The organism is Rathayibacter sp. AY1F8 (genome assembly GCF_002932165.1).
Taxonomy (GTDB): domain Bacteria; phylum Actinomycetota; class Actinomycetes; order Actinomycetales; family Microbacteriaceae; genus Rathayibacter.
This window is the reverse complement of sequence record NZ_PSVB01000014.1, coordinates 66420-85098: the sequence shown is the minus strand read 5'-3', so window position 1 is coordinate 85098 and position 18679 is coordinate 66420. Positions and strand designations below refer to the sequence as shown.

Genomic DNA, 18679 nt, shown 5'->3' with positions numbered 1-18679 from the left:
CGCCCGCCCCCGACCTCAGGACACCGTGAACCCTCAGGACACCGCGAAAGCCCCCGCCTTCCCCTGGATCGGCCTGCTCACGCTCGCCGGCGCCGTCTTCGTCTCCGTGACGAGCGAGTTCCTCCCGACCGGGCTCATCCCCGACATGTCGCGCGACCTCGGGGTGAGCATCTCGCTCACCGGCCAGCTCGTCACGATCTTCGCCGCGACCGTCGTCGTCGCGACGACTCCGCTGACCCTGGTGACCCAGCGCTTCTCGCGCAAGAGCCTCCTCCTCGTGGCGCTGTGCACCATCGCGGTCGCCAACGTCCTCGCCGCGCTCGCCCCCACCTTCGGGCTGCTCATCGGCGCGCGCATCCTCGGCGGGCTCGCCCACGGCCTCTTCTGGGCGATCGTCGCCGCCTACTCCGCGCACCTCGTCGCTCCGGAGCAGCTCGGCCGCGCGACCGCGATCACGGCGGGCGGCGGATCCGCGGCCTTCGTCCTCGGCGTCCCCCTGGGCACGGCGCTCGGGCACGCGTTCGGCTGGCGGCCCACCTTCGCGATCCTCGGCGGCGTCGTGCTCGTGCTCGCGCTGATCGTGGTGAAGTTCCTGCCCGCGGTCGACCACCACATCCCGCTGCGGACCGGCGAGATCCGCCTGCCGGCGCGGAAGGACCGGACGCTCCCCCGCATCATCGGCGTCTGCGTCGTCATCCTGCTGGTGCTGATCGGCCAGAACACCCTCTCGACCTACATCACGCCCTGGCTCGAGAACGCCTCCTTCGCCCCCGACACGGTGCCGCTCGTGCTCTTCGCGTTCGGCGGCGCAGGGGCGGTCGGACTCGTCCTGGCCGGCTTCGCGACCGACCGGTTCCCCCGCTCGGGCTTCGTGGTCGCCGCGATCGCGGTCGTGCTGGCGCTCGCGGGCCTGGCCGTCGCCGCGGGCACCGGCGCCGCCACGGCCGTGGTCGTCGCCGCCGTGGTCTGGAACATCGCGTTCGGCGGCATCCCGGCGATGCTGCAGACCCGGATGCTGCGCACCTCCTCCTTCCAGCTGCGGAGCCTCGCCGCGGCGCTCCAGACGACGGCGTTCAACATCGGCATCGGCGGCGGCGCGGTCGTCGGCGGACTGGCGATCGACGCGAGCGGGCTCGACGTGCTGCCGTGGGTCGCGATCGTCATCGTCGTAGTGGGGCTCGTCGTCAGCCTGATCGTCGACGCCCGGGCGACGGCGGCGGTGCGGGCGGAGGCGGTCCCTACTCGCTGATCGTGTTCACAACGGCCTCCAGCTTCGTGAACACGGCGGTGTTCCTGCGCTGTGAGCACGGCAGCCTTTCTCAGTCGTGGTCACGGCGGCCTCCTGCGTCCTGAACACGGCGCCGTTCCGCCGAGGCGAACACCGGGATGTCGTCCGCACGGACGACGCGGCGCCCCGGGGAGCAGGGGATACGGTCGAGGGATGAGAGACGGAACCCGATGAGCCCGAGCACCCCCGAGCCGCCGCTGACCCTCCCCTACTACGGGGCTCCGCCGATGGCGGCGCTCCGCCGCTTCTTCGGCAACTACCTCCGCTTCCGCGGGAGGGCGAGCCGGGCCGAGTACTGGTGGATCATCCTCCTCGGCAGCGTCCTCACCGCGCTCCTGCAGCTGGCTGACGGCGGCCCGTGGCGCCTCGACTTCACGCTGACCCCGTACCCGAGCGGCGCGCCGTTCCAGACCTTCTGGGTGTCGCTCGCCGCGGGCGCCATCGCGCTGGCGACGTTCCTCCCGTCGCTCTCGCTGATCTGGCGGCGACTGCACGACGTGAACCGCAGCGGGCTGTGGATCCTCGCGATCCTCGTGCCGATCGCCGGCTACGTGTTCCTGCTGATCCTGTTCGTGCTGCCGCCGCGGCCGGAGGGCGCGCGGTTCGACTGAGCGGCGGACGCGTCGGCGGTGGAGTGCCGGACCCGGCCGACGAGTCGGCAGTGCGGCTCGCCTGCCGCCCGCAGGACGACGCCCGTTCTCGCATCAACCGCAGGAACCGTGATGCGCCCGAACCCCAGGGTCGTGTAACTGGCTTCCTTCTCACCGGTGACCCTGGACGTGCCGATCGCGAGACAGATCATTGACCAAGCGAGAGCGGCGAAGAACAGCACCAGCGGCACGAAAAGGGGCAGATGCGATCCCGGAGGAAGGACCGCGAACCCGACGAAGAGCCAGATAGAGGCGATCGCCTGGGCGAGAGTTCCCCACCCGGTGCTGAGAACACGTGTAAGCGCAGACCAACCGGGCAGCACTTCCACCCTCTCCGGCACCAGCGCAGGTACCCTCTCCGCCCCCGACATCATGCGCCCTCCGTCGGCGGCGCCAGGGCGACAGCGTCAGCGGCGCGCGCATCAGCCCGCTGCACCGCCCGATAGACCGTCGACCGCGCGACCTTGAACTCCGCCGCGAACTCGGCAACGGTGCAGTTCCCGGCACGATGCTCTGCGACCAGATGCGCCTCGATCTTCGGCGACAGCTTCGGCTGACGGCCACGCAGACGCCCCTTGGCCTTCGCGACCTTCATCCCCTCACGAGTGCGGGCACGAATCAGATCCCCCTCGAACTCCGCGACCATCGCGAGCACGTTGAACAGCAGCCGGCCGATCGGATCCTCCGGGTCGTGGACCAATCCCCCGATGCTGAGCTTCACCCCGCGGCGGGTCAGCTCATCAACGATGTCGCGAGGGTCTGTGATGGACCGCGCGAGCCGGTCGAGCTTCGTCACGAGCAGAGTCGATCCGGCGTCGCACGCAGGCAGCGCCTCTCGTAGCGCGGGACGCTCGCGGTTCCGGCCGGTCAGGCCCGAGTCGACGTAGATCCGATCGGATGGGACGCCGGCCGCCCGGAGCGCGTCGCGCTACGCGGTCGCATCCTGCTTGTCGGTTGAGACGCGGGCGTATCCCACGAGCGACCGTGCGCTCAGTGTGTCAGTTGACGCCCCACCATCGGGCATCTCATCGGGCGGGTCTATTGCGACAAACAGCGCCGCGAGATTCCGGTCTCATGCGCGGCCATCCTGGGCGGCCGGATGACGACCCCTCATCGGACGCCGGACGCATCGACGCACTAGCCCTCCGAGGCTCGCGCCGCACTACCGTCGAATGCGCCCGCCCAAGGCACCCCTAATCCAGTAAGGGGGTGTCCTGCCCGCAGCACGGTGAGGGTGGCAGCCCGTTCGAGCCGGGCCGGGTCAGAGGAGCCTCGCGCTGCGGGCGCGAGGCTCCCGCTCGACGCGGAGAGCGATTCCCTATCGGTACGCGTGTCCAAATCCTCGCGCATCGAACAGGGGCCGGAGAGGCTCCTCGACGCCGGAGCGGCTGTCCTCATCTACTCCGGAGGTGTCCGTTAGGGGGACTTGGGTTCAGCCGGTCGTTGCAATACCACCGTGAGTCGGAGTGTTGGCGATGGGATCGAAGTTGAAGCAGCGTGCCCGGGGTGGCGCGGTTCTGGGAGCTGCCGAGGGAAGGGTCGAGTCGGTCGGCGGCCCGTGATGCTGTCGGCGTGCCGGTGAAGAGCCGCTCAACGGAGCAATCAGCTGCTTTCCGTCCGTCGCCTCGCAGGGGGTGTCTGCTCGGATCTTATGCTTGATTCGTCACATTGTTTAGTGGTTCAGTATCGCGTCGACGTTTTCGGTCGTTCCGTATCCCACCATTCGATGAGGTTGGCGTGCAAGATTAGCGCGAAGGCTTCGACTGCAAGGTCGCCTCCGGTGGTCAGGGAATCGATTGCGGCAGGGTCCCACTGGTCGAGATTCACTACCTCGTCAGTGGAGGTGGGTGTAGCTCGAATGGTTGTGTCAACGCTCCATCCGTTTGAGCTGTGGGTTGCGGTAGCCGCGATGACGTCGTAAGGGGTGGAGTAGTGGCGGCGCATCCACCCCACGACGTCGGCGAGGTCGCGGGTGTCGGTCAATCGTTCTCGATCGGGGTGTAGACGGGGCATCCGGTCCCGTAGGGCGGTTGGATGATGGGTGCGGCGGTGGTGCTGCTGGTAGATCGGGTGTTTATGGTGCTGTCGATTTTGTAGGCGTTGACGATGCCGATGGGGTTAGCGAGGGGATCGGAGCCGTTGTAGGCGTTATATCCGAAGAGAACGAAGTAGACGGGTGTGCAGTTTGCGTCGTAGAGCGTCTTAGAGCCTGAGCTCCCGGGTGCGTAGAGGCCGTAGCTGAGTGTCTGCTGAATATCGAAGTTGGTGTCCGCGTCAAAGTGGCCGCGAGCGATGATGTGATTCAGTCCGAACCGGGAATTTCCGCAACGCAGCGGCAAGTCCCCCTGGTCGTTGCTGTAGCTGCCGAGCGAGTGGTCGTACGTCTGTCCGTCGCAGGAATGAGTGTTCAGTCCTGGTACGTCAGCCTGAGCGGCAGGTGCGACAACCGTACCCAGGACGAGCGCAACGAACACCGTGGCGATTTTGCCAGCGGACCGATTTCGTGAGGTGTGCATGACTATTACGACCTTCATCCAAGTCCCCGCGCTCACCCCTTGTGAGCGGTAGTCGTGCACGTCTAGGTCTACTCCGCATAGCTCGGCAATACAACCCTGGGTGTTGCCGACACCCGGGCTTGGCAGCGGGACACGCATGCCCTTCGAAGATCATCAGTGGGACAGTGTTCGTGGCAGCGAGCTGCAAGTTGGCGTCTGCGGGAGGGCCGTTCCCCGCACCAGCCCGGCGCGCGGGATGCGCCGCGCGCGGGCGCGGGCGGCAGCGTTCCGCAGGACAGCCGCTCGCGGCCATCACTGCTACTGCAGCGACCAGCGCCAGTTCCGAGCGCAGTAGGAACATCCCGCGCTGATGTCCTCCGGCCCGAACGTCGGAGTAATGATCGACGGTGCGAGCTTCACCGCCACAGGCTTCGCGGGACGATACCGCTGCCCGCAGACGTCTAGGCGCCCGGCCAACCATCCCGTTACGGGAGGTTCGACCGGCGCTGCCCTCCGGATCTCTACCGAAGGCCGAGTGCGGGACATCAACGGTTTGATGACGTTTGCGGCGCTCGTGATGAGAGCAGGAGCGCGCAATGCTTCACTGACCTGCATGAGGCAGGGACGGACAGCAGGGCTGACATCCATTGTCGTCGCGGCAGGCATGGTCTTCAGCGTTAGCGGCTGCGCCGGCGTGACTTCGAGCTCGGCCGGATCCTGCGCCGCAAAGGCGGTCGAGCTTCAAGAGTCGACCTTGCAACCAGACGGAGTGGTCCGGCTCAGCGCCGACTTCATCTGGGAGACGTGTGAAGACACCGGAGGCACGAGCCGCGCAGCTTCGGACGTCACGGTGACCATCACCCCTTCCGCGAGCGGCGAAGAGATACTCCTCGGCCGACCGATACCGAAGGGCGAACGATCCACTGTCAACGAGTCCTTCGACCTCCCCGCCAACCTGCCCACCGGCCCCGCTGTTCTTGCCCTACGCTCACACAGCGGTGACCCGATCGAGATCGAACTTTCTCTCGAGATCACAGCACCGCCAGCCACCTGAGACGGGCCACGAATCGGCACCTCGCCAGCCGTTCAACCGATCAACCATCTCTGCACGACGACCAGGACGGTCATAGATCAACCGCTCCCGCCCGCGAAGCAGTATGTCGCTCCCAAGAGGGGCATACCTCTTCGTCTGTCACCTACGCCGGAAGGCTTGGTAGAGCGCACCCACAAGGATCAGGGGACCGATCACAAGGAGGACCCATGTTCTCGGGTCTTCGTTGGCGCGAGTGCACACGCCTGGCGCGTTCACGTAGTCCATACAACTCCCTGATAGGTCGCTTGAGAGAAGAAACCCCGCCACGAGGACGATGACCGCGAGAGCAATCCAGCGCCACCGGACGCGACGCTTCACTGGTTCACCCGCGACCAGAACGTTTGTCGGAATGAGGGGTGATGGTAGAAGGAGTTCGCACTTGAAACGCCGCGACCTCCTCGAGCATCGAACCCGACTGCAAAGATCGGGGCTCCTGCCGACGCGAACGAGAGCAGTCGAGTTTGATTCTGAGTCATCCGCTCCCTGCCTCTCTTATCCAGTCGAAGCTCCTCGATCGTCGTCACCGCACACCAGGACTGTGAATGAAGACGTTTTCGCTCAGCGGCGTCCACGTCTCTTCGACTCTCCCGCCGTCCGGGACGACGTGGAGAGTGTTCCGGTCGACCGTGGAGTCGAACCCGCCGACGCCGCAGCTTTGGTTCCATGTGTCCTCGTCAGCGAAGCTCGTCAGGCACGTCGTCTCCGGATCGCTCGTGCGCGCCAGGAACAGCGACCGGTCGCCGACTCGGCCGACGAGCCGGGAGCTGGTCTCGTCCATTTTGGACGAGGAGGCCCGCGGGGGCAGCGTCGGGAACGTATCGGCGTCGGTCGCCGCCCGGTCGAGGTCCGCGAAAGTGAGCGGCGGCCGCTCGGCGGTGGTGAAGCACCCGCTCAGCGAGGCCGCGCCCGCGGCAGCGATGGCCGTGATGGCGAGGGTTCGAGCGGTCACCCTTGCGATGCTGCGCGGTCGACTTGTCCAGGTCACGAGGTCAGCTTAGGAAGCGCGAGACCAGGATGTGCCCTTTCCGGAAACTAGGGTGAGGGGATGTTCTCCGCGCTCGGCACCGCGTTCCTCGCGGGCGCGCTCGCTCTCCTCTCCCCCTGTGCCGCACCGATCCTCCCCGGCATCGTCGGCGCCCTCACCTCGACAGGGGACGGACGGGCCCGACCGTCTCGGCAGGTGTGGTCGATCCTCGCGTTCGCGGTCGGGGCCGCTCTCGTACTGATCGGATCCGTGGCCCTGCTGCTCGCGTTCGGCGCGAACGTGAACCTCGCCCGGCCGCCGTACACGTTCATCGCCGGCGGACTGCTCATCGCCGCCGGCCTCTACTCCCTCGGCTTCCTCCGGATCCCCTGGATCACGAAAACGTCCACCCCGGGCGGCTCGGCCGCGAAGGCACTGCTGCTCGGAATCAGCTGCGCCGCCGTCTGGTACCCCTGCCTCGGCCCATCCCTCGCCATCGCCTACGGCCTCGCCTCCAACATCGACACCGTGGGACTCGGCGTCGCGCTGGGGTTCGTCTACTTCCTCGGCATGCTCACCCCGCTGTTCCTGCTCGGACTCGTCCTCGCCCGCGCAGCACGCTCACGCCGCTGGCTGCGCCGCATCGGCGCCTACGCCAACAAGGCCGTCGCCGTGCTCCTCATCGTCATCGGCGTCCTCGTCATCACCGGGCTCTGGAACTCCGTGTCGCTGTGGATCGTGGACAACTCAAGCTGGTTCCCCACCCTCTGACCCTCGGGCGGGATCGCCACGCAGCAACGTATGAAGCAAGGCGCCGGCCCCTCCGGTGAGTACACGGCGAACACGCGACCACCTGTTTCAGGGTCTGATTTGTCGCGCACTGCGCGCATTCGCCCTTTGCAAGAAGAGCACCACTATGCAAAAAGACGACGGGGTGCCAATGATTAGCAAGAATGGTATTATCAGAAACCCAAAAGCGCTGGCAAGGGTTGCGGGAATTAAACAGACCCCAAATGCAACTAACGAAATAAGCCAAGCGTTTCTCGTGATACTCAGTGGTTGATGAGAACCCCCATTAGTGCTGCCACTAATAGACCTCGATATCTTCGCGGTCAAGGGCGACAGCGCGAGAAGAACTACAGCAACTAAAGCAAACGGCCACGCGTATTCAAAAACTGCATCTGCCAGCGTGTATTGCACTCCCGAGGCCGCTTCACGCATCGGTCCAGCAATCATAAGAGCAGATACCGTGTAAGAAACCCCTACAAGCAGGGCTATCCACGCGTGCGCAAGAAAACTTGCTCCTATTGTTGCCGAAGCGGAAAGGTCACTTGGTCGACTCGAAGGCACGAGTTGAACCTAGCCGAACCTATGACCGGCGACGGCGAGAGTTGTCCGGGCCTGCGTCGCGCGCGTTCGTCCTCAGACGCGCACTCGGGCTCGGTCCGCTACGGGCGACGGAGACCCCCGATCGGCGCCCTCAGCCGGCCGCCGCCATCCGCTGAACGATCCCCTACCGGACGCATGGTTGACGGTCCCATGGAGGGCGGCCGCCTCCACTAGACCTCTTTATCCGACTGGGGTAGCTACCCTCGAGCCCATGACCGACCAGCAGAACGATGCACGGTTGCGCGCGAGGCGGATCGCCGGTGCGACGGCGATTGTTCTCACCGTTGTCGCCGCGCTTCTCGTTCAGGCCGGCGCGAGCTTGCTGACCCTCGCCTCACCAGCCATGACGGACTGCCGGCCGCGCGAGATCCCGCTGAGCGCAGCAGCCTGGTACCTCGGCGCCCTGCTCGTTATCGGAGGATCCGTCTATGCGGCGGCGAAGACCGCGCGTGCGCTCACGTCGACCGCGCTCCCCTACGCCCTCCTCCTCACAGCGATCCTCGGAATCGTGACGTTCTCGGGACTAGCGATCCTCATCGCCGGGCTGATGGGCTTCGCGGAGATGGATGACCCTGGACCGCCTCCGACAGGCGGACCCGTCCTGCTCCTCATCGCCGCACTCAGCACACCTGCCTGGGCGCTCGGCGCATCCAGCATCCTCATGCTGTCCAAGAGACGCAGAGTGCCGTCTCGTCCGGCGGCGTCGCTCATCGCGTTCGCTGCCATCACTGCGACGAGCGTTGGTCTCCAGCTCGTCAGGTTCACCCTGACCTGCTGACGGTGATCACAGAGGTCCTCTACGAAAGGGGCAACGACGGTACCGCCACACGGCACCGATCATCGGCACCGCGGGACTCGAGAAGTTCCTGCTCAGCGACCCCCTTACGGGACGCCAGAAGCGATGGAAGCACGGCGGAGCGCGCGACGGCGTGGCGATGCGCTCGCTACGCTCACGGGATGTTCGGCCTCTCGCGTTGGCGCCCGCGAGCTGACGCGCGCCGTTCGCGCCGCGCTCGGTTCCGCTCCCTGCTCGCTGAGGCCTGTTGCGCGTGCTCTCACCCGTGGGTGGAGCACGTCGCGGATGCCGGACCGGCCGGCGGTCACGTCTGCTCGGAATGCGTCTACGAGCTCGAGCACGGGTTCAGCCACGGGCCGACCTGTCACCGACCGGTTCCGATCGACGTGTCGAGTCGCGCTGACGCCGCCGCCGCGACAGCAGCGCGGGGCGGCAGCGAGCGACTGGTCGGAGGAGGTCGGATGCGAGACGATGCAGAAGACCGTGATGACCCTTCGATCCCGACCCTGCGCGAAACGACAGCCGCTCTCTTCTTCGGGCTGGTCCAGCCCCGAGACGTGATCGCTCTGGCAGCGAATCTCGTCGCAGCAGGGAGTGACAGCGAGTCCCTTGTCGCTCTCGCGTCCCTCTACTCCAGCGCCACTCCCGCCGACGTCTTCGACCTCAGCTCGGCGGCACTCATCGAAGCGGGCGCGCGGCCATTGGATCGGGACGGTGAGGAGATCCCGCTTCTCGCGCTGCGCGTCGCATGCCGTCGTTTCCTCACCGGCGACTGGGATCTCCGCTCCTTCTCATCCTGGGTGCACGACCGGATCGGTCACGACGGACCGGCAGCTGCGCAGCCGCTTGTCGAGGTCGATGACGAGCTCGACGCGCGAGGCATCGGAGCCTGCGAGCGATACCGCCAGAAGGTCGCTCGACTCGCCGCCGCCTTCCTCGCTGACACAGAAGGGCCGGCGAGCGAGAACCCCTAACGAATCCGTCCGGTGCACGATCGGCTATCGAGACTGAAACTCCTACCGCCTTGGTACGCGACTGGTTCCCCCGCATCGACCGCGACGCCTGCTGACATGATCGTGGTCATGCCCTCAATTCGTTCGGCAAAGTTTCGGGCAGAGTCGTCGGTGGACGCTGTGCTCCTGCGGGTACTCGCCGGGCACGAGTCGAAATCGGTGCGCATCGCTGTTGCCGAGAACGCCGCTGCGGATGACCTGACGATCGGGCGTCTCCTCGCTGATGACGTCGACGCCGTGCGCCTCGCCGCCGCCACCAGCCTTCGTGAACGCCCTCAACTCCACGAGATCGCGGCGAAATCAACGGACAAGTGGGTCCGTGCGATCCTTGCCCACCTGTACGCGGACGACGACCAAAGGTCGCTCGCCCTTGCGGTACAGAGAACACTCGCGGCGGATCCCTTCGGGGAGACTCGTGGCCGGACGGCTCAGACCACCGACGACTTGGAGATCTTCGAGTCGCTTCTCACCGACCCGTCACCGGTTGTCCGCGGCATGTGCGCGCGCAACCCCCGCATCTCCCTGACACAGATGGAGCGTCTCATCACCGACCGCGATCGCGCCGTCCGCGCCGGAGCCGCAGAGGGCGGACTCCAGTACCCCAATGACGAGCAGTTGCTCCGGCTGGCGCGCGACCGGTCGGTCGAGGTGCGCTGGGCAGTACTATTCCGCGCCGACCGACCCAGACGAGCAATCGAACTCATCGCAGAAGACAGCGACGAGATTAACCGACACCACGCGCGGATCGCCCTCCACGACGAGCACGACATCATCGCGCCAGCGGTGACGCACCGTGCACGCGCAGAACGTCGACGGGCACAGCTTGTTCGCTCATTCGGTGAGTGAACGGCGGGGAGTGAAGAGCGCCTTGTACGGCACGCGGTCTCGTTAGCCGATCCCCATATGGGACGGAGCTGAGCGGGTAGCGTCACCGGCATGACCTCGGGCTCGCGTCACCGCATTCGAGTTGCTGCCGCACTCACAACCGGAGCGGCGCTGCTCACCGCCGCCGGCTGCGCGCCGGCGGTGCAGACGTCGGGATGCCCGGGCTGGGCGTATTTTGGATCCGCGGAAGCCCGCTACGAGGTCGCCGAAGCGGTCATCACGACCGCCTCCCCTCGCGCCTCGGGAACTCAGAGCGTCTTCAGCGTCGCAGCATCCGCATACATGGTCACCGTGGATGAGACAGAGAAGGGACCGTTCATTGCAGGAGAGACAATCCGCGTCGATGCCTGATGCGTGCAGCGGCACCGACCTCTACCCGGACGGAGACCCGATGGACACCGACCAGCCCCTCCGCCTGTACCTCAGTTCCGGGAACGGATTCTGGGCGACGCTGACTCCGCTCGAGGGCGCTGAACCGATCGAGGAATAGCCCGCCAGTCGATCCTCTTACGGGACGTAACGCCTTCCGTGGGATGGCTCAGTCGGCAGATGCCGCGAGTGCCGGCGCTGCCAGGCCGAGTCCTTCGCAGAAGGGGCCAGTGGGCTGGCCCGCTCTGTTCGGGAAGACGCCGAGCCTGGTGTCCGCGAGGACGCAGACCGTCGGGTTAGGTACGTTGATGGGTCCGCTTCCCGGGTAGGGCTCGTCGGGGACGGCGCTCCAGCTCGCTTCGCATCGTTCGAGGGCGGCGGCGACCCGCTCGGACAGTGGAAGCAGCTCGAATGCGTTGCGGTCGTCGTCCACGAGGATGCTCGTGGTGTGGTCCGCGCGGACGTCGGCGACGGAGTAGCAGTCGAAACTCGTGTTGGCTTCGTCGTTGCTAGCCTGCGTTACGGTGATCGCGGCGGCGCTGGTGCCGATCGCGACGACGGCCGCGAGGCCGAGCCCGACGAGGCGGCGGCGCTTGGTGGAGCGGTGGCGGGCAGCGATGTCGGTGAGGATGGTGGCGCGCATCCTGGTGAGCTGTCCCGTGGTCGGGCCGAGGTCGTGGGTCATCAGTTCTCCCTTTCAAAGGGGCGCAGGGTGGTGCGGAGCGCGGTCCGGAGCCGGCTGAGCCGGTTGCGGATAACGCCGTGGGTGGAGCCGAGTGCTTTCGCGGCGTCGGCGTAGCTGCTGCCCTGCTCGATACACAGGTAGTACAGCGCTTGATCGGTGTCGGAGAGCTCGGAGACGGCTTCCTCGATCGCCGCGGCGAGCTGGCGCCTCGCAACTTCTTCGTCAGGGGTGCCACGTCGATCCGGGTGCAGGGACAGGTCCGCGTCCTCGGTGCGGTTCCGTGCACGGGTCTTGGTTCGGACGAGGTTCAGCGCGGTGAACCGGGCGGTGGTGAGCAGCCGCGGAAGGGCGGATGCGTCCACGATCGCGACGTCGTTGATCCGCGTCCACGTGGTGAGGAATACGTCTTGCACGACGTCTTCGGCGTCGCTGGGCGTGCGAACGATGCTGAGGGCGTAGCGGTAGGTCGTCGCCGCGTGCCGGTCGTAGAGCCGGCCGAACGCAGCCCGGTCGCCTCGCCTCGCGCCGTCCATCAGGGCGGCGTCATCAGTGCGCGCCGCAGCGTCTCGCGCGAGTGCTGCTGCTTCCGGTGGCGTGCTCATGCCTAGTGGTGTCCGATCCGAGCCGATCTTCTCAGACGAGATCCGCTTTGCAACTCTCCGCTCGAGGATCCCCAAACGGGACTGGCTGACGTCTCCTCAACGCCCTGCCGGTTTCACGTCGAGTTGTATCACTTGAGTTTGATTTGGAACCAACTCGATCAAGCGGACACTTCTAGGCATGGGTGTGGAATGGGAGACGGATCGCGAGGTCTGGCGGCGCGCGACGGGGGCTGATCCGCGGGCATTCGCGCTGATCTTCGACCGGTATCACCTGCGCGTTCGGGCCTACTGCCGTCAACTGCTCGGGGAGTCCGTCGACGCGGAGGATGCCGCGGCCGTCGTGTTCCTTGAGGCGTGGCGTAAGCGCGCCGACGTCCGCTTCGTCAACGACTCGCTCGCCGCGTGGCTGCTCGTCGTCGCCCTGAACGTCACCCGGAACATCGGTCGCGGTCGACGCCGATACGAGCGGATGCTGCGCACTCTTCCACCTCCTGTCAACGCGCCCGATCCAGCAGTGACGGTGGCAGCCGCAGCGGCATCCGCCGAACGCAGCCGCACCATCAGAGCTGCACTGACGATGCTGCGGCCGGCGGATCAGCAGATCCTCGCGCTCTGCGTCATTGAGCAGCTCACCCTCGAGGAAGCAGCCGCCGTGCTGCGCATTCCGGTCGGGACGGTGAAGTCCCGACTGTCCCGCGCCCGAGGTCGCCTACGCGATGAGTTCACACGCAGGCGGACACTTCCCCACACCTTCCGACCCGCGGAGTACTGACATGACAGCACCAGAGCACGACCGTACCCTCGCCCTCCGAACGGTGATCGCGCAGGCCGCAGAGAATGACCCAGGCAGCGGGCGCCACCGACGTCACCGGATCGCGATCGCCGCGGTTCCCGCGGCCGTCATCCTCGCCGCGGTCTCGGGCGGACTCTTCTTCGCCCAAGCGCCGGTGTCCGACACCATGACGGTCGCTTGCTTCGCGCGAGCAGAACGCAATGGGTCCGAGTTCCCCGGCACCACAGGAGCCCTCGCAACACAAGACGGAATACCCGGCAGCGGCGATCAGGTGCCGATCCCGGACGCGATCGCGTTCTGCTCCGACCTGTGGAGGCAGGGCGCACTTGACGTCGACACGGCGAATGGCTCACCAGTCGACCTTCGACCAGGACAGATTCCCTCCGAACTGACCGTCTGCGTCATGCCCGACGGCATTGCAGCTGTCATTCCCGGTACCTCCGACGTCTGCGGGCAGCTCGGCCTCGCCAACCGCGTCAAGTGACTACCAGCGCACCCGATGAACCATCCCCTACCGGACGCCCGCTGGATAATCCTCCGATGAAATACCCGTGCGCCCTCTTCGGCACTGCTCTGGGAGGCGCCGAACTACAGCTAGGGAGAGACTTGAGGCATGTGGTTAGAGGGAATCGCGCTTGAGCGGCGGTTGCGCGAGCTGGACATCCCTGGGCCCGGCGATGAGCCGGTTGACTTCGACGGTCAGCGACTGGCGGCAAAGGTGGACGCCCTCGTCGCACTGCTCGATGAGAGCTTTCCCAGTGCTGTAACGGCGGATCGTCCCTGGGAATGGCAGGACTCCGCGACCTTCACGCACGTCACGGTCGACGGTGCAGCAAACCGCACTTCGGCGAACCTCGTCATCTGCATCAGCCGACACGGGGACCTTTGCTTCATTGCCCTCGAAGCCCAGGAAGCGTATACAAGCGAGGAGTTCGATGCGCTGGTCGAACCAGAGGACTTGTCACCGATACTGGCAGCCCTCGACACCGTGAACTTCACAGTCACTGCCGAAGAAACGCTCTGGGCCCGATACGACGGACCGCGCGTGATGAGCAACTCGAGCTGGATCGAACGCTACTTCGGGTATCCGATTTGAGCGCGCCCGGCGAGCAGGTCCGCGCGCCGAAGCTGCGCTGACCGGTAACCCATCCCCAGTACGGGACATGTCGAGCTACACCGCCCACTGCTTGGGTCCAACTCCACGCAGCTCATCAAGCGTGCCGGAAGAGCTAGGTTTTCCCACGACCAGAACTGCTGGCGGTGAGCGGGCGGCCGGCAACAGAATCGCCGCTTCGGGTTTCTCCTGTGGCGACGAGTGCGTTGTCCCTACGAGCAGAAGAGAAGTATAACCAATGGACGAACGATATATTCAACTAGTAGCAGGCATTATTTTCATTACCGCCGCAATATTGCTGACATGGAAAGGAAAGGCTTACGCGCGCTTCAACGCGAGGATGATACGGAGAATTTACGGGAACAGGGCGGAACGTGTCGCCAGGTCATCAACCCCGGCCACCGTATTATTTGTTTCTATAGCAATGCTTGTTCTCGGGATTTCTTTCTTAGTATCATCTATTGTTAAAATCAGCGCCTAGCCGAAGCGATGCTTAGACAGCAAATTCCGAACGTCTCAACGGTGCGGATCCACCCCGACGACGCTGTACTGGACGATGCCACAGGAGACCGCTGGACGCAGCCCGGCAATACCCTGTCCTGCACCGACGCAGCCAGCGAGACCTCGCCAGAGATCACGATCCACCACTACAGGTGGGACGCCACCGCCCTCTTCACCGTAGCCGCCGCCCTCGCTCTCGCGGGAACCGTCGTCGCGCTCAGAGCCGAACGCAAGCAGGAGCTCATCACCGAGTCGCAGGAAGATCGAGCGAGGACATAGCGGAGAGCCCCTCTGCCGGTCAACGATCCCCTTACGGAACGGGGTGCGTTCGACGTCGCCTAGCTAGCTGGTGCCGTCCGTGACGAGCTCGTTCTCTGTGAGCAGTTCGCGGAGAGCTGTGCGGGCGCGTTGGTATCGTCCGCGGGCGGTGCTGGCGGAGAGGCCGAGGATGTTGCCGGCATCGATGACGGTGAATCCGTCCCAGAGCACGAGCTTGATGAGCTCCGCCTGGTCGGGAGCGATCGCGTCGAGCGCTCGTCGGACGTCGAGATGCTCCGCGGTGGGGTCCTCGAGTGGCATCGCCCGCAATGTCCCGGCGAATTTCATGGCCAGATCGGAGCGGCGGGCATTTCCCCGCTGAGCGTTGGCGAGGGTGCGGCGGGCGACGCCGAACAGCCACATTCGTGCTTGCTCGGGATCCGTTGGGATGGAGTCGACTTTGCGCCAAGCGACGAGGTAGGTGTCGCTGAGTAGATCCGCTGCGTCCGCGACGGGCGAGACGCGTCGCTCGAAGTAGCTGAGCAGGTCGGAGGCGTTGGCGAGGTAGACGGCCTTCAAGACGGCGGTCCTCTTCGCCTTCACGGCGCCTGCTCCTCGGTAATGTTGCAGCCGCCAGCCGATTCAATGGACACGCCTTCGCCGTATCCGGCCTCTCTGAACTGCTCGATGATGCGGTCCGCGATCAGCCGGGTCACCGCGATCCCAGGATCCGCCGTGAAGCCACGGGTGTCTGCCTCTGTTTGCTCCTGCTCGATGACGGTACGTCTGGCTTCGGCGTCGACGCTCGCGATCGTCGGGTCCCAGTCGTGGGTACTGAGGAAGACGCGCGCTTCGCGCGCCTCACGCTCGACGTCTGCGCCCTGGCCGGCGGAGTAATCCGGCTCGACGCGAATCGCGACCTGGCAGAGAACGTTGCCCTGCCCGTCTCCGAGGTCGAAGGAGCGCTGCACGGCTGCGTCGGGGGTGAAGCCTGCCCAGTCGAGGATCGCGGGGCCTGCCACCGCGCCCGTGATGCCTAGGCTCAGGCCGGCGACGCTCAGCGCGCCGACCAGCCACAGGTTGCGACGTCGCCGCGGACGACGGGTGCTGTCGCCGACCTCCTCGATCGTCAGGCGAGCAAGACGGTCCGCATCGCCGCGCAACGCGGGATACGACTGGCGGGTGGGTGGTGCGGCGCGGCGGATCAGGTCGTCGAGTGGGTCGGCCACGGGTGCTCCGTTTCGGGTGCTCATACCGAGTACATGTCCGGCACCAGCCCGAACGTAATGGGAGCCGTACGAAACGGCCCCATCCGCCCGGGTGGCAATCCCCTACCGGACACCACATCCTCTCAGGCCGCTGTTCTGGGAGAGTGGACTGAATCGTGAGGGGCACCAATGATTGATGCGCGGCGGACCGTAGAGATGGATCGGCTGCCCGGAGGGTTCCGATGAACGGTCCGCGCGAAGTGCTCGGCCTTCCGCCCTTCGCGCTGTTCTGGAGCGCAACGACCATCCGCTCTTTCGGCAGTGCGATCGCGGGTGTTGCGTTCCAGGTGCTGATCGTCTCGGTACTGAACGCAACGCCTGCGGAGATCAGCATTCTCGCGGCGCTCGGCGTAGTGCCGTACCTGCTGTTCGGTCTGATCGTGGGCGCGCTCATGGATCGGTGGCGGCGCCAGCGGACGTTGGTCGTCACCAGCATCGGGCGTGCGCTGATTCTGGGAATGATCCCCGTCCTTCTCCTTCTCGATGCGCTCACCTTCTGGTCACTCGCCGCGGCAGTCCTGCTGCTCGGTGTCCTGACCTTGTTCGCGGACTCCGCCGCGCAGCCGTTCCTCCCGCAGATCGTTCCCCGGTCGTCCTTGGTGATGGCCAACGCGCGACTGGGCCAGAGCGAGACCCTGGCGGGAACGGCAGGACCCGCGCTCGGCGGAGCACTGCTCAACCTGATCGGCTCACCACTCCTGCTCGCCTTCGACGCTGCCATCAACGCGGTGTCGGCGGTGCTGCAATCACGCATCAAGGTGGAGGAGCGCCGGCCCGATCGCCGCGCACCAGGCCGTCACATCGGTCACGACATCCTCGAGGGAATGCGATTCACCTACCGGCACCGCACCCTCCGGCCGCTCGCGCTCTCCGTCCACGCCTGGTTCCTCGGCAACAGCATCGTGACGACGGTGTTCGCGGTGTTCGTTCTCCGAGAGCTGTCCCTGCCCGCTTGGGCGTTCGGCGTCTCGCTCGCGTTCGGCGGCGTCGGTGGCCTCCTCGGAGCTCTCGTCGCACCTGCTGTCGGGGCGCGGGTCGGAGCGGGTCGTGCGATCCTGCTGGGCCGTGCGCTCGTCATCCTGCCCTGGCTGGCACTCGCCGTTCTTCCCCTCGACGTGGACAGCGGCCTCGGTCTCCTGCTTCCCGTCGTCTGCGCCGTGCAGTTCGTCTACGGGCTGTCGATGGGTATTGAGGATGCCAACGACACGGGATACCGGCAAGCGATCGCGCCCGACGAGATCCAGGGCCGCATGAACTCCACCATCCGCACAGCGAATCGCGTCGTGTTTCTCTTCGGTGCGCTGTTGACCGGCGTCCTCGTAACGGCTTGGGGCTACAACCTGACGATCGGAGCGGCGGCGATCGCCTTCACCGCAGCCGCGCTCATCGTCGCACTCTCCCCCCTGCGCAATGCCCGCCACGAAGACGCAGAGATCTCTCCCGAGCAGGCTCCCGACTCGATGGACGAGACAACTCGCTAAGCGAGCCCGCCTGACGCCAAGTTGAGGTGTGCCCCAACGAGCGCTCTCTGCCGCCATAATGCGATCGCAGAACACCGCCACAGAGCGATCATCTCTACATTTCGCGGCGGTCGGTGTCGCTCATGCGTGTACCGGTGAACGATCCCCTTACGGGACAGGCGTCTTCCATGGTCCTGACGTGCTTGAACGAGGCCGGAGCGGATCGGGCTCAGAGCACATCGACGCGGCTACCCACTCCGTCATCCAGTGACCCGTTGCGAAGCTGCCGTGGCTCGAACAGGCTGAGGCCGTGCACTCCAGCTTTGAGGACCCGTACCCGCCGTCGCTTGATGAAGTGACCACTCGATTCCCTGGTGCGCTGTTCACGTTGCAGCAGCAACCCTCCGTCGAAGAGATCGCTGTAGGGACGATCGTGCACACCACAAACGAGCAGAGCCGCTACCTCTCCGCGGCGATCACCTACACCCTCTGGCGCCGACCGGAGAACCGAGACGATCCCGCCAACCTGGCCGACATCAGCAGCGAGCTGCGCACTCAGCTCGACGAACCACCAGTGCGCCCCCTTCCCGCACGACTCATGGAGATAAGAGCTCGACTCCAGTTCCCGATGCTCTGGGAAGCAGTGCTGACGACGCTCATCGACCCGAAGGACCCCGGTCCACGAACGATCGAATCAACGCTGACGGATCATGTGAATCACGTGCTGAGGAACCGATTCCGCGATACGCGCGTCCAAGGGACGCTGCCAGGGGAACTGCTAGGCGGAGCGACCGCGGCTGCGGTCGAGCGTGGCGTGGCAGTCAGCGTCGACAGCCGACCGGAAAACGGGGTTCTACTTGATACCGACGCTCACGTCCTCGGTATCGGAGCCGAACTCGAGGGTCGCCACATAACGGCCGTCATCGCACGCGACGATCTACCCTTCCTCAACCTCGCGTTCGCGACCAGACAATCCACGGGCGCCCTTTGACGGGCTGATCCAGCCCTGTACGGGAGGGGCGGATCAACCCCGGTGATCCGACCGTCCCGCGTGGG

The 18679-nt window shown here is 65.8% G+C and carries 21 protein-coding genes and 1 pseudogene; 15 read left to right on the top strand and 7 right to left on the bottom strand.

Going from position 1 to position 18679, the window contains the following annotated elements; translation table 11 throughout:
• Together C5C35_RS11470 and C5C35_RS11465 are read left to right on the top strand one after the other, a co-directional pair.
• Positions 1 to 1249: MFS transporter (locus C5C35_RS11470; protein ID WP_308470970.1), on the top strand; the 1249-nt coding region annotated here is incomplete at its 5' end.
• 209 nt (positions 1250 to 1458) lie between these two features.
• Positions 1459 to 1899, top strand: coding sequence for a DUF805 domain-containing protein (locus tag C5C35_RS11465; protein WP_181068431.1), 441 nt, complete (start codon positions 1459 to 1461; stop codon positions 1897 to 1899).
• Positions 1900 to 2308: 409 nt separating this feature from the next.
• Here the strand turns inward: C5C35_RS11465 and C5C35_RS11455 are convergent.
• Together C5C35_RS11455 and C5C35_RS11450 are read right to left on the bottom strand one after the other, a co-directional pair.
• A pseudogene (locus tag C5C35_RS11455) lies at positions 2309 to 2962 on the bottom strand (recombinase family protein).
• 955 nt (positions 2963 to 3917) lie between these two features.
• Complete coding sequence (locus tag C5C35_RS11450; protein ID WP_104340475.1) at positions 3918 to 4514, bottom strand: hypothetical protein; 597 nt, start codon at positions 4512 to 4514, stop codon at positions 3918 to 3920.
• A 454-nt stretch (positions 4515 to 4968) separates the two neighbouring features.
• Here C5C35_RS11450 and C5C35_RS16745 point away from each other — a divergent pair, with 454 nt between their 5' ends.
• Complete coding sequence (locus tag C5C35_RS16745; protein ID WP_146084603.1) at positions 4969 to 5487, top strand: hypothetical protein; 519 nt, start codon at positions 4969 to 4971, stop codon at positions 5485 to 5487.
• A 559-nt stretch (positions 5488 to 6046) separates the two neighbouring features.
• Here the strand turns inward: C5C35_RS16745 and C5C35_RS11445 are convergent.
• Positions 6047 to 6475, bottom strand: coding sequence for a hypothetical protein (locus C5C35_RS11445; RefSeq protein ID WP_104263157.1), 429 nt, complete (start codon positions 6473 to 6475; stop codon positions 6047 to 6049).
• A gap of 96 nt (positions 6476 to 6571) precedes the next feature.
• Here C5C35_RS11445 and C5C35_RS11440 point away from each other — a divergent pair, with 96 nt between their 5' ends.
• The 6 genes from C5C35_RS11440 (at position 6572) to C5C35_RS17010 (ending at position 11063) form a co-directional block, all read left to right on the top strand.
• The gene (locus tag C5C35_RS11440) at positions 6572 to 7261 is read left to right on the top strand and encodes a cytochrome c biogenesis CcdA family protein (RefSeq protein WP_104263156.1); all 690 of its coding nucleotides are present in this window, start codon (positions 6572 to 6574) and stop codon (positions 7259 to 7261) included.
• A gap of 829 nt (positions 7262 to 8090) precedes the next feature.
• A complete protein-coding gene (locus C5C35_RS11435; protein ID WP_104223345.1) occupies positions 8091 to 8657 on the top strand; it encodes a hypothetical protein in 567 nt (188 codons plus the stop codon).
• Between the two features lie 479 nt (positions 8658 to 9136).
• Positions 9137 to 9649: a hypothetical protein gene (locus C5C35_RS11430; RefSeq protein WP_104263155.1), complete on the top strand. Its 513-nt coding sequence runs from the start codon at positions 9137 to 9139 to the stop codon at positions 9647 to 9649.
• A 96-nt stretch (positions 9650 to 9745) separates the two neighbouring features.
• On the top strand, positions 9746 to 10534 hold the full coding sequence (locus C5C35_RS11425; protein ID WP_104288640.1) for a hypothetical protein: 789 nt from the start codon (positions 9746 to 9748) through the stop codon (positions 10532 to 10534).
• Positions 10535 to 10624: 90 nt separating this feature from the next.
• Complete coding sequence (locus C5C35_RS16740; protein ID WP_146084602.1) at positions 10625 to 10924, top strand: hypothetical protein; 300 nt, start codon at positions 10625 to 10627, stop codon at positions 10922 to 10924.
• The gene (locus tag C5C35_RS17010) at positions 10917 to 11063 is read left to right on the top strand and encodes a hypothetical protein (RefSeq protein WP_181134946.1); all 147 of its coding nucleotides are present in this window, start codon (positions 10917 to 10919) and stop codon (positions 11061 to 11063) included. Before C5C35_RS16740 ends, C5C35_RS17010 begins: the two co-directional genes overlap by 8 nt.
• Positions 11064 to 11111: 48 nt before the next feature.
• Here C5C35_RS17010 and C5C35_RS11420 read toward each other — a convergent pair whose 3' ends face one another.
• The gene (locus C5C35_RS11420) at positions 11112 to 11627 is read right to left on the bottom strand and encodes a hypothetical protein (protein ID WP_104223349.1); all 516 of its coding nucleotides are present in this window, start codon (positions 11625 to 11627) and stop codon (positions 11112 to 11114) included.
• Complete coding sequence (locus C5C35_RS11415; RefSeq protein ID WP_146084601.1) at positions 11627 to 12304, bottom strand: RNA polymerase sigma factor; 678 nt, start codon at positions 12302 to 12304, stop codon at positions 11627 to 11629. Before C5C35_RS11415 ends, C5C35_RS11420 begins: the two co-directional genes overlap by 1 nt.
• A gap of 103 nt (positions 12305 to 12407) precedes the next feature.
• On the opposite strand from C5C35_RS11415, the gene C5C35_RS11410 reads away from it, so the two are divergent.
• From C5C35_RS11410 to C5C35_RS11395, 4 genes are all read left to right on the top strand, one after another.
• Positions 12408 to 13001 (top strand): RNA polymerase sigma factor, encoded by a 594-nt coding sequence (locus C5C35_RS11410; RefSeq protein WP_104226387.1) that lies wholly within the window; start codon positions 12408 to 12410, stop codon positions 12999 to 13001.
• Between the two features lie 43 nt (positions 13002 to 13044).
• Complete coding sequence (locus C5C35_RS11405; protein WP_146078858.1) at positions 13045 to 13506, top strand: hypothetical protein; 462 nt, start codon at positions 13045 to 13047, stop codon at positions 13504 to 13506.
• A gap of 129 nt (positions 13507 to 13635) precedes the next feature.
• Positions 13636 to 14118 carry a hypothetical protein gene (locus C5C35_RS11400; protein WP_104263152.1) on the top strand — a complete coding sequence of 161 codons (483 nt, stop codon included), beginning with the start codon at positions 13636 to 13638 and terminating at the stop codon, positions 14116 to 14118.
• Positions 14119 to 14625: 507 nt separating this feature from the next.
• Positions 14626 to 14916 carry a hypothetical protein gene (locus C5C35_RS11395; protein ID WP_146084600.1) on the top strand — a complete coding sequence of 97 codons (291 nt, stop codon included), beginning with the start codon at positions 14626 to 14628 and terminating at the stop codon, positions 14914 to 14916.
• A gap of 63 nt (positions 14917 to 14979) precedes the next feature.
• Here the strand turns inward: C5C35_RS11395 and C5C35_RS11390 are convergent, their stop codons facing one another.
• Together C5C35_RS11390 and C5C35_RS11385 are read right to left on the bottom strand one after the other, a co-directional pair.
• Complete coding sequence (locus tag C5C35_RS11390) at positions 14980 to 15498, bottom strand: RNA polymerase sigma factor (RefSeq protein WP_104263150.1); 519 nt, start codon at positions 15496 to 15498, stop codon at positions 14980 to 14982.
• Positions 15495 to 16124: a hypothetical protein gene (locus tag C5C35_RS11385; protein ID WP_104258120.1), complete on the bottom strand. Its 630-nt coding sequence runs from the start codon at positions 16122 to 16124 to the stop codon at positions 15495 to 15497. The genes C5C35_RS11390 and C5C35_RS11385 overlap by 4 nt, the downstream gene beginning before the upstream one ends.
• A gap of 221 nt (positions 16125 to 16345) precedes the next feature.
• Between C5C35_RS11385 and C5C35_RS11380 the strand changes: the two genes are divergently transcribed.
• Together C5C35_RS11380 and C5C35_RS11375 are read left to right on the top strand one after the other, a co-directional pair.
• Positions 16346 to 17644, top strand: coding sequence for an MFS transporter (locus C5C35_RS11380; protein ID WP_104263149.1), 1299 nt, complete (start codon positions 16346 to 16348; stop codon positions 17642 to 17644).
• A 289-nt stretch (positions 17645 to 17933) separates the two neighbouring features.
• Positions 17934 to 18614: a hypothetical protein gene (locus C5C35_RS11375; RefSeq protein ID WP_104263148.1), complete on the top strand. Its 681-nt coding sequence runs from the start codon at positions 17934 to 17936 to the stop codon at positions 18612 to 18614.
• The last annotated feature ends 65 nt before the right edge of the window (positions 18615 to 18679 follow it).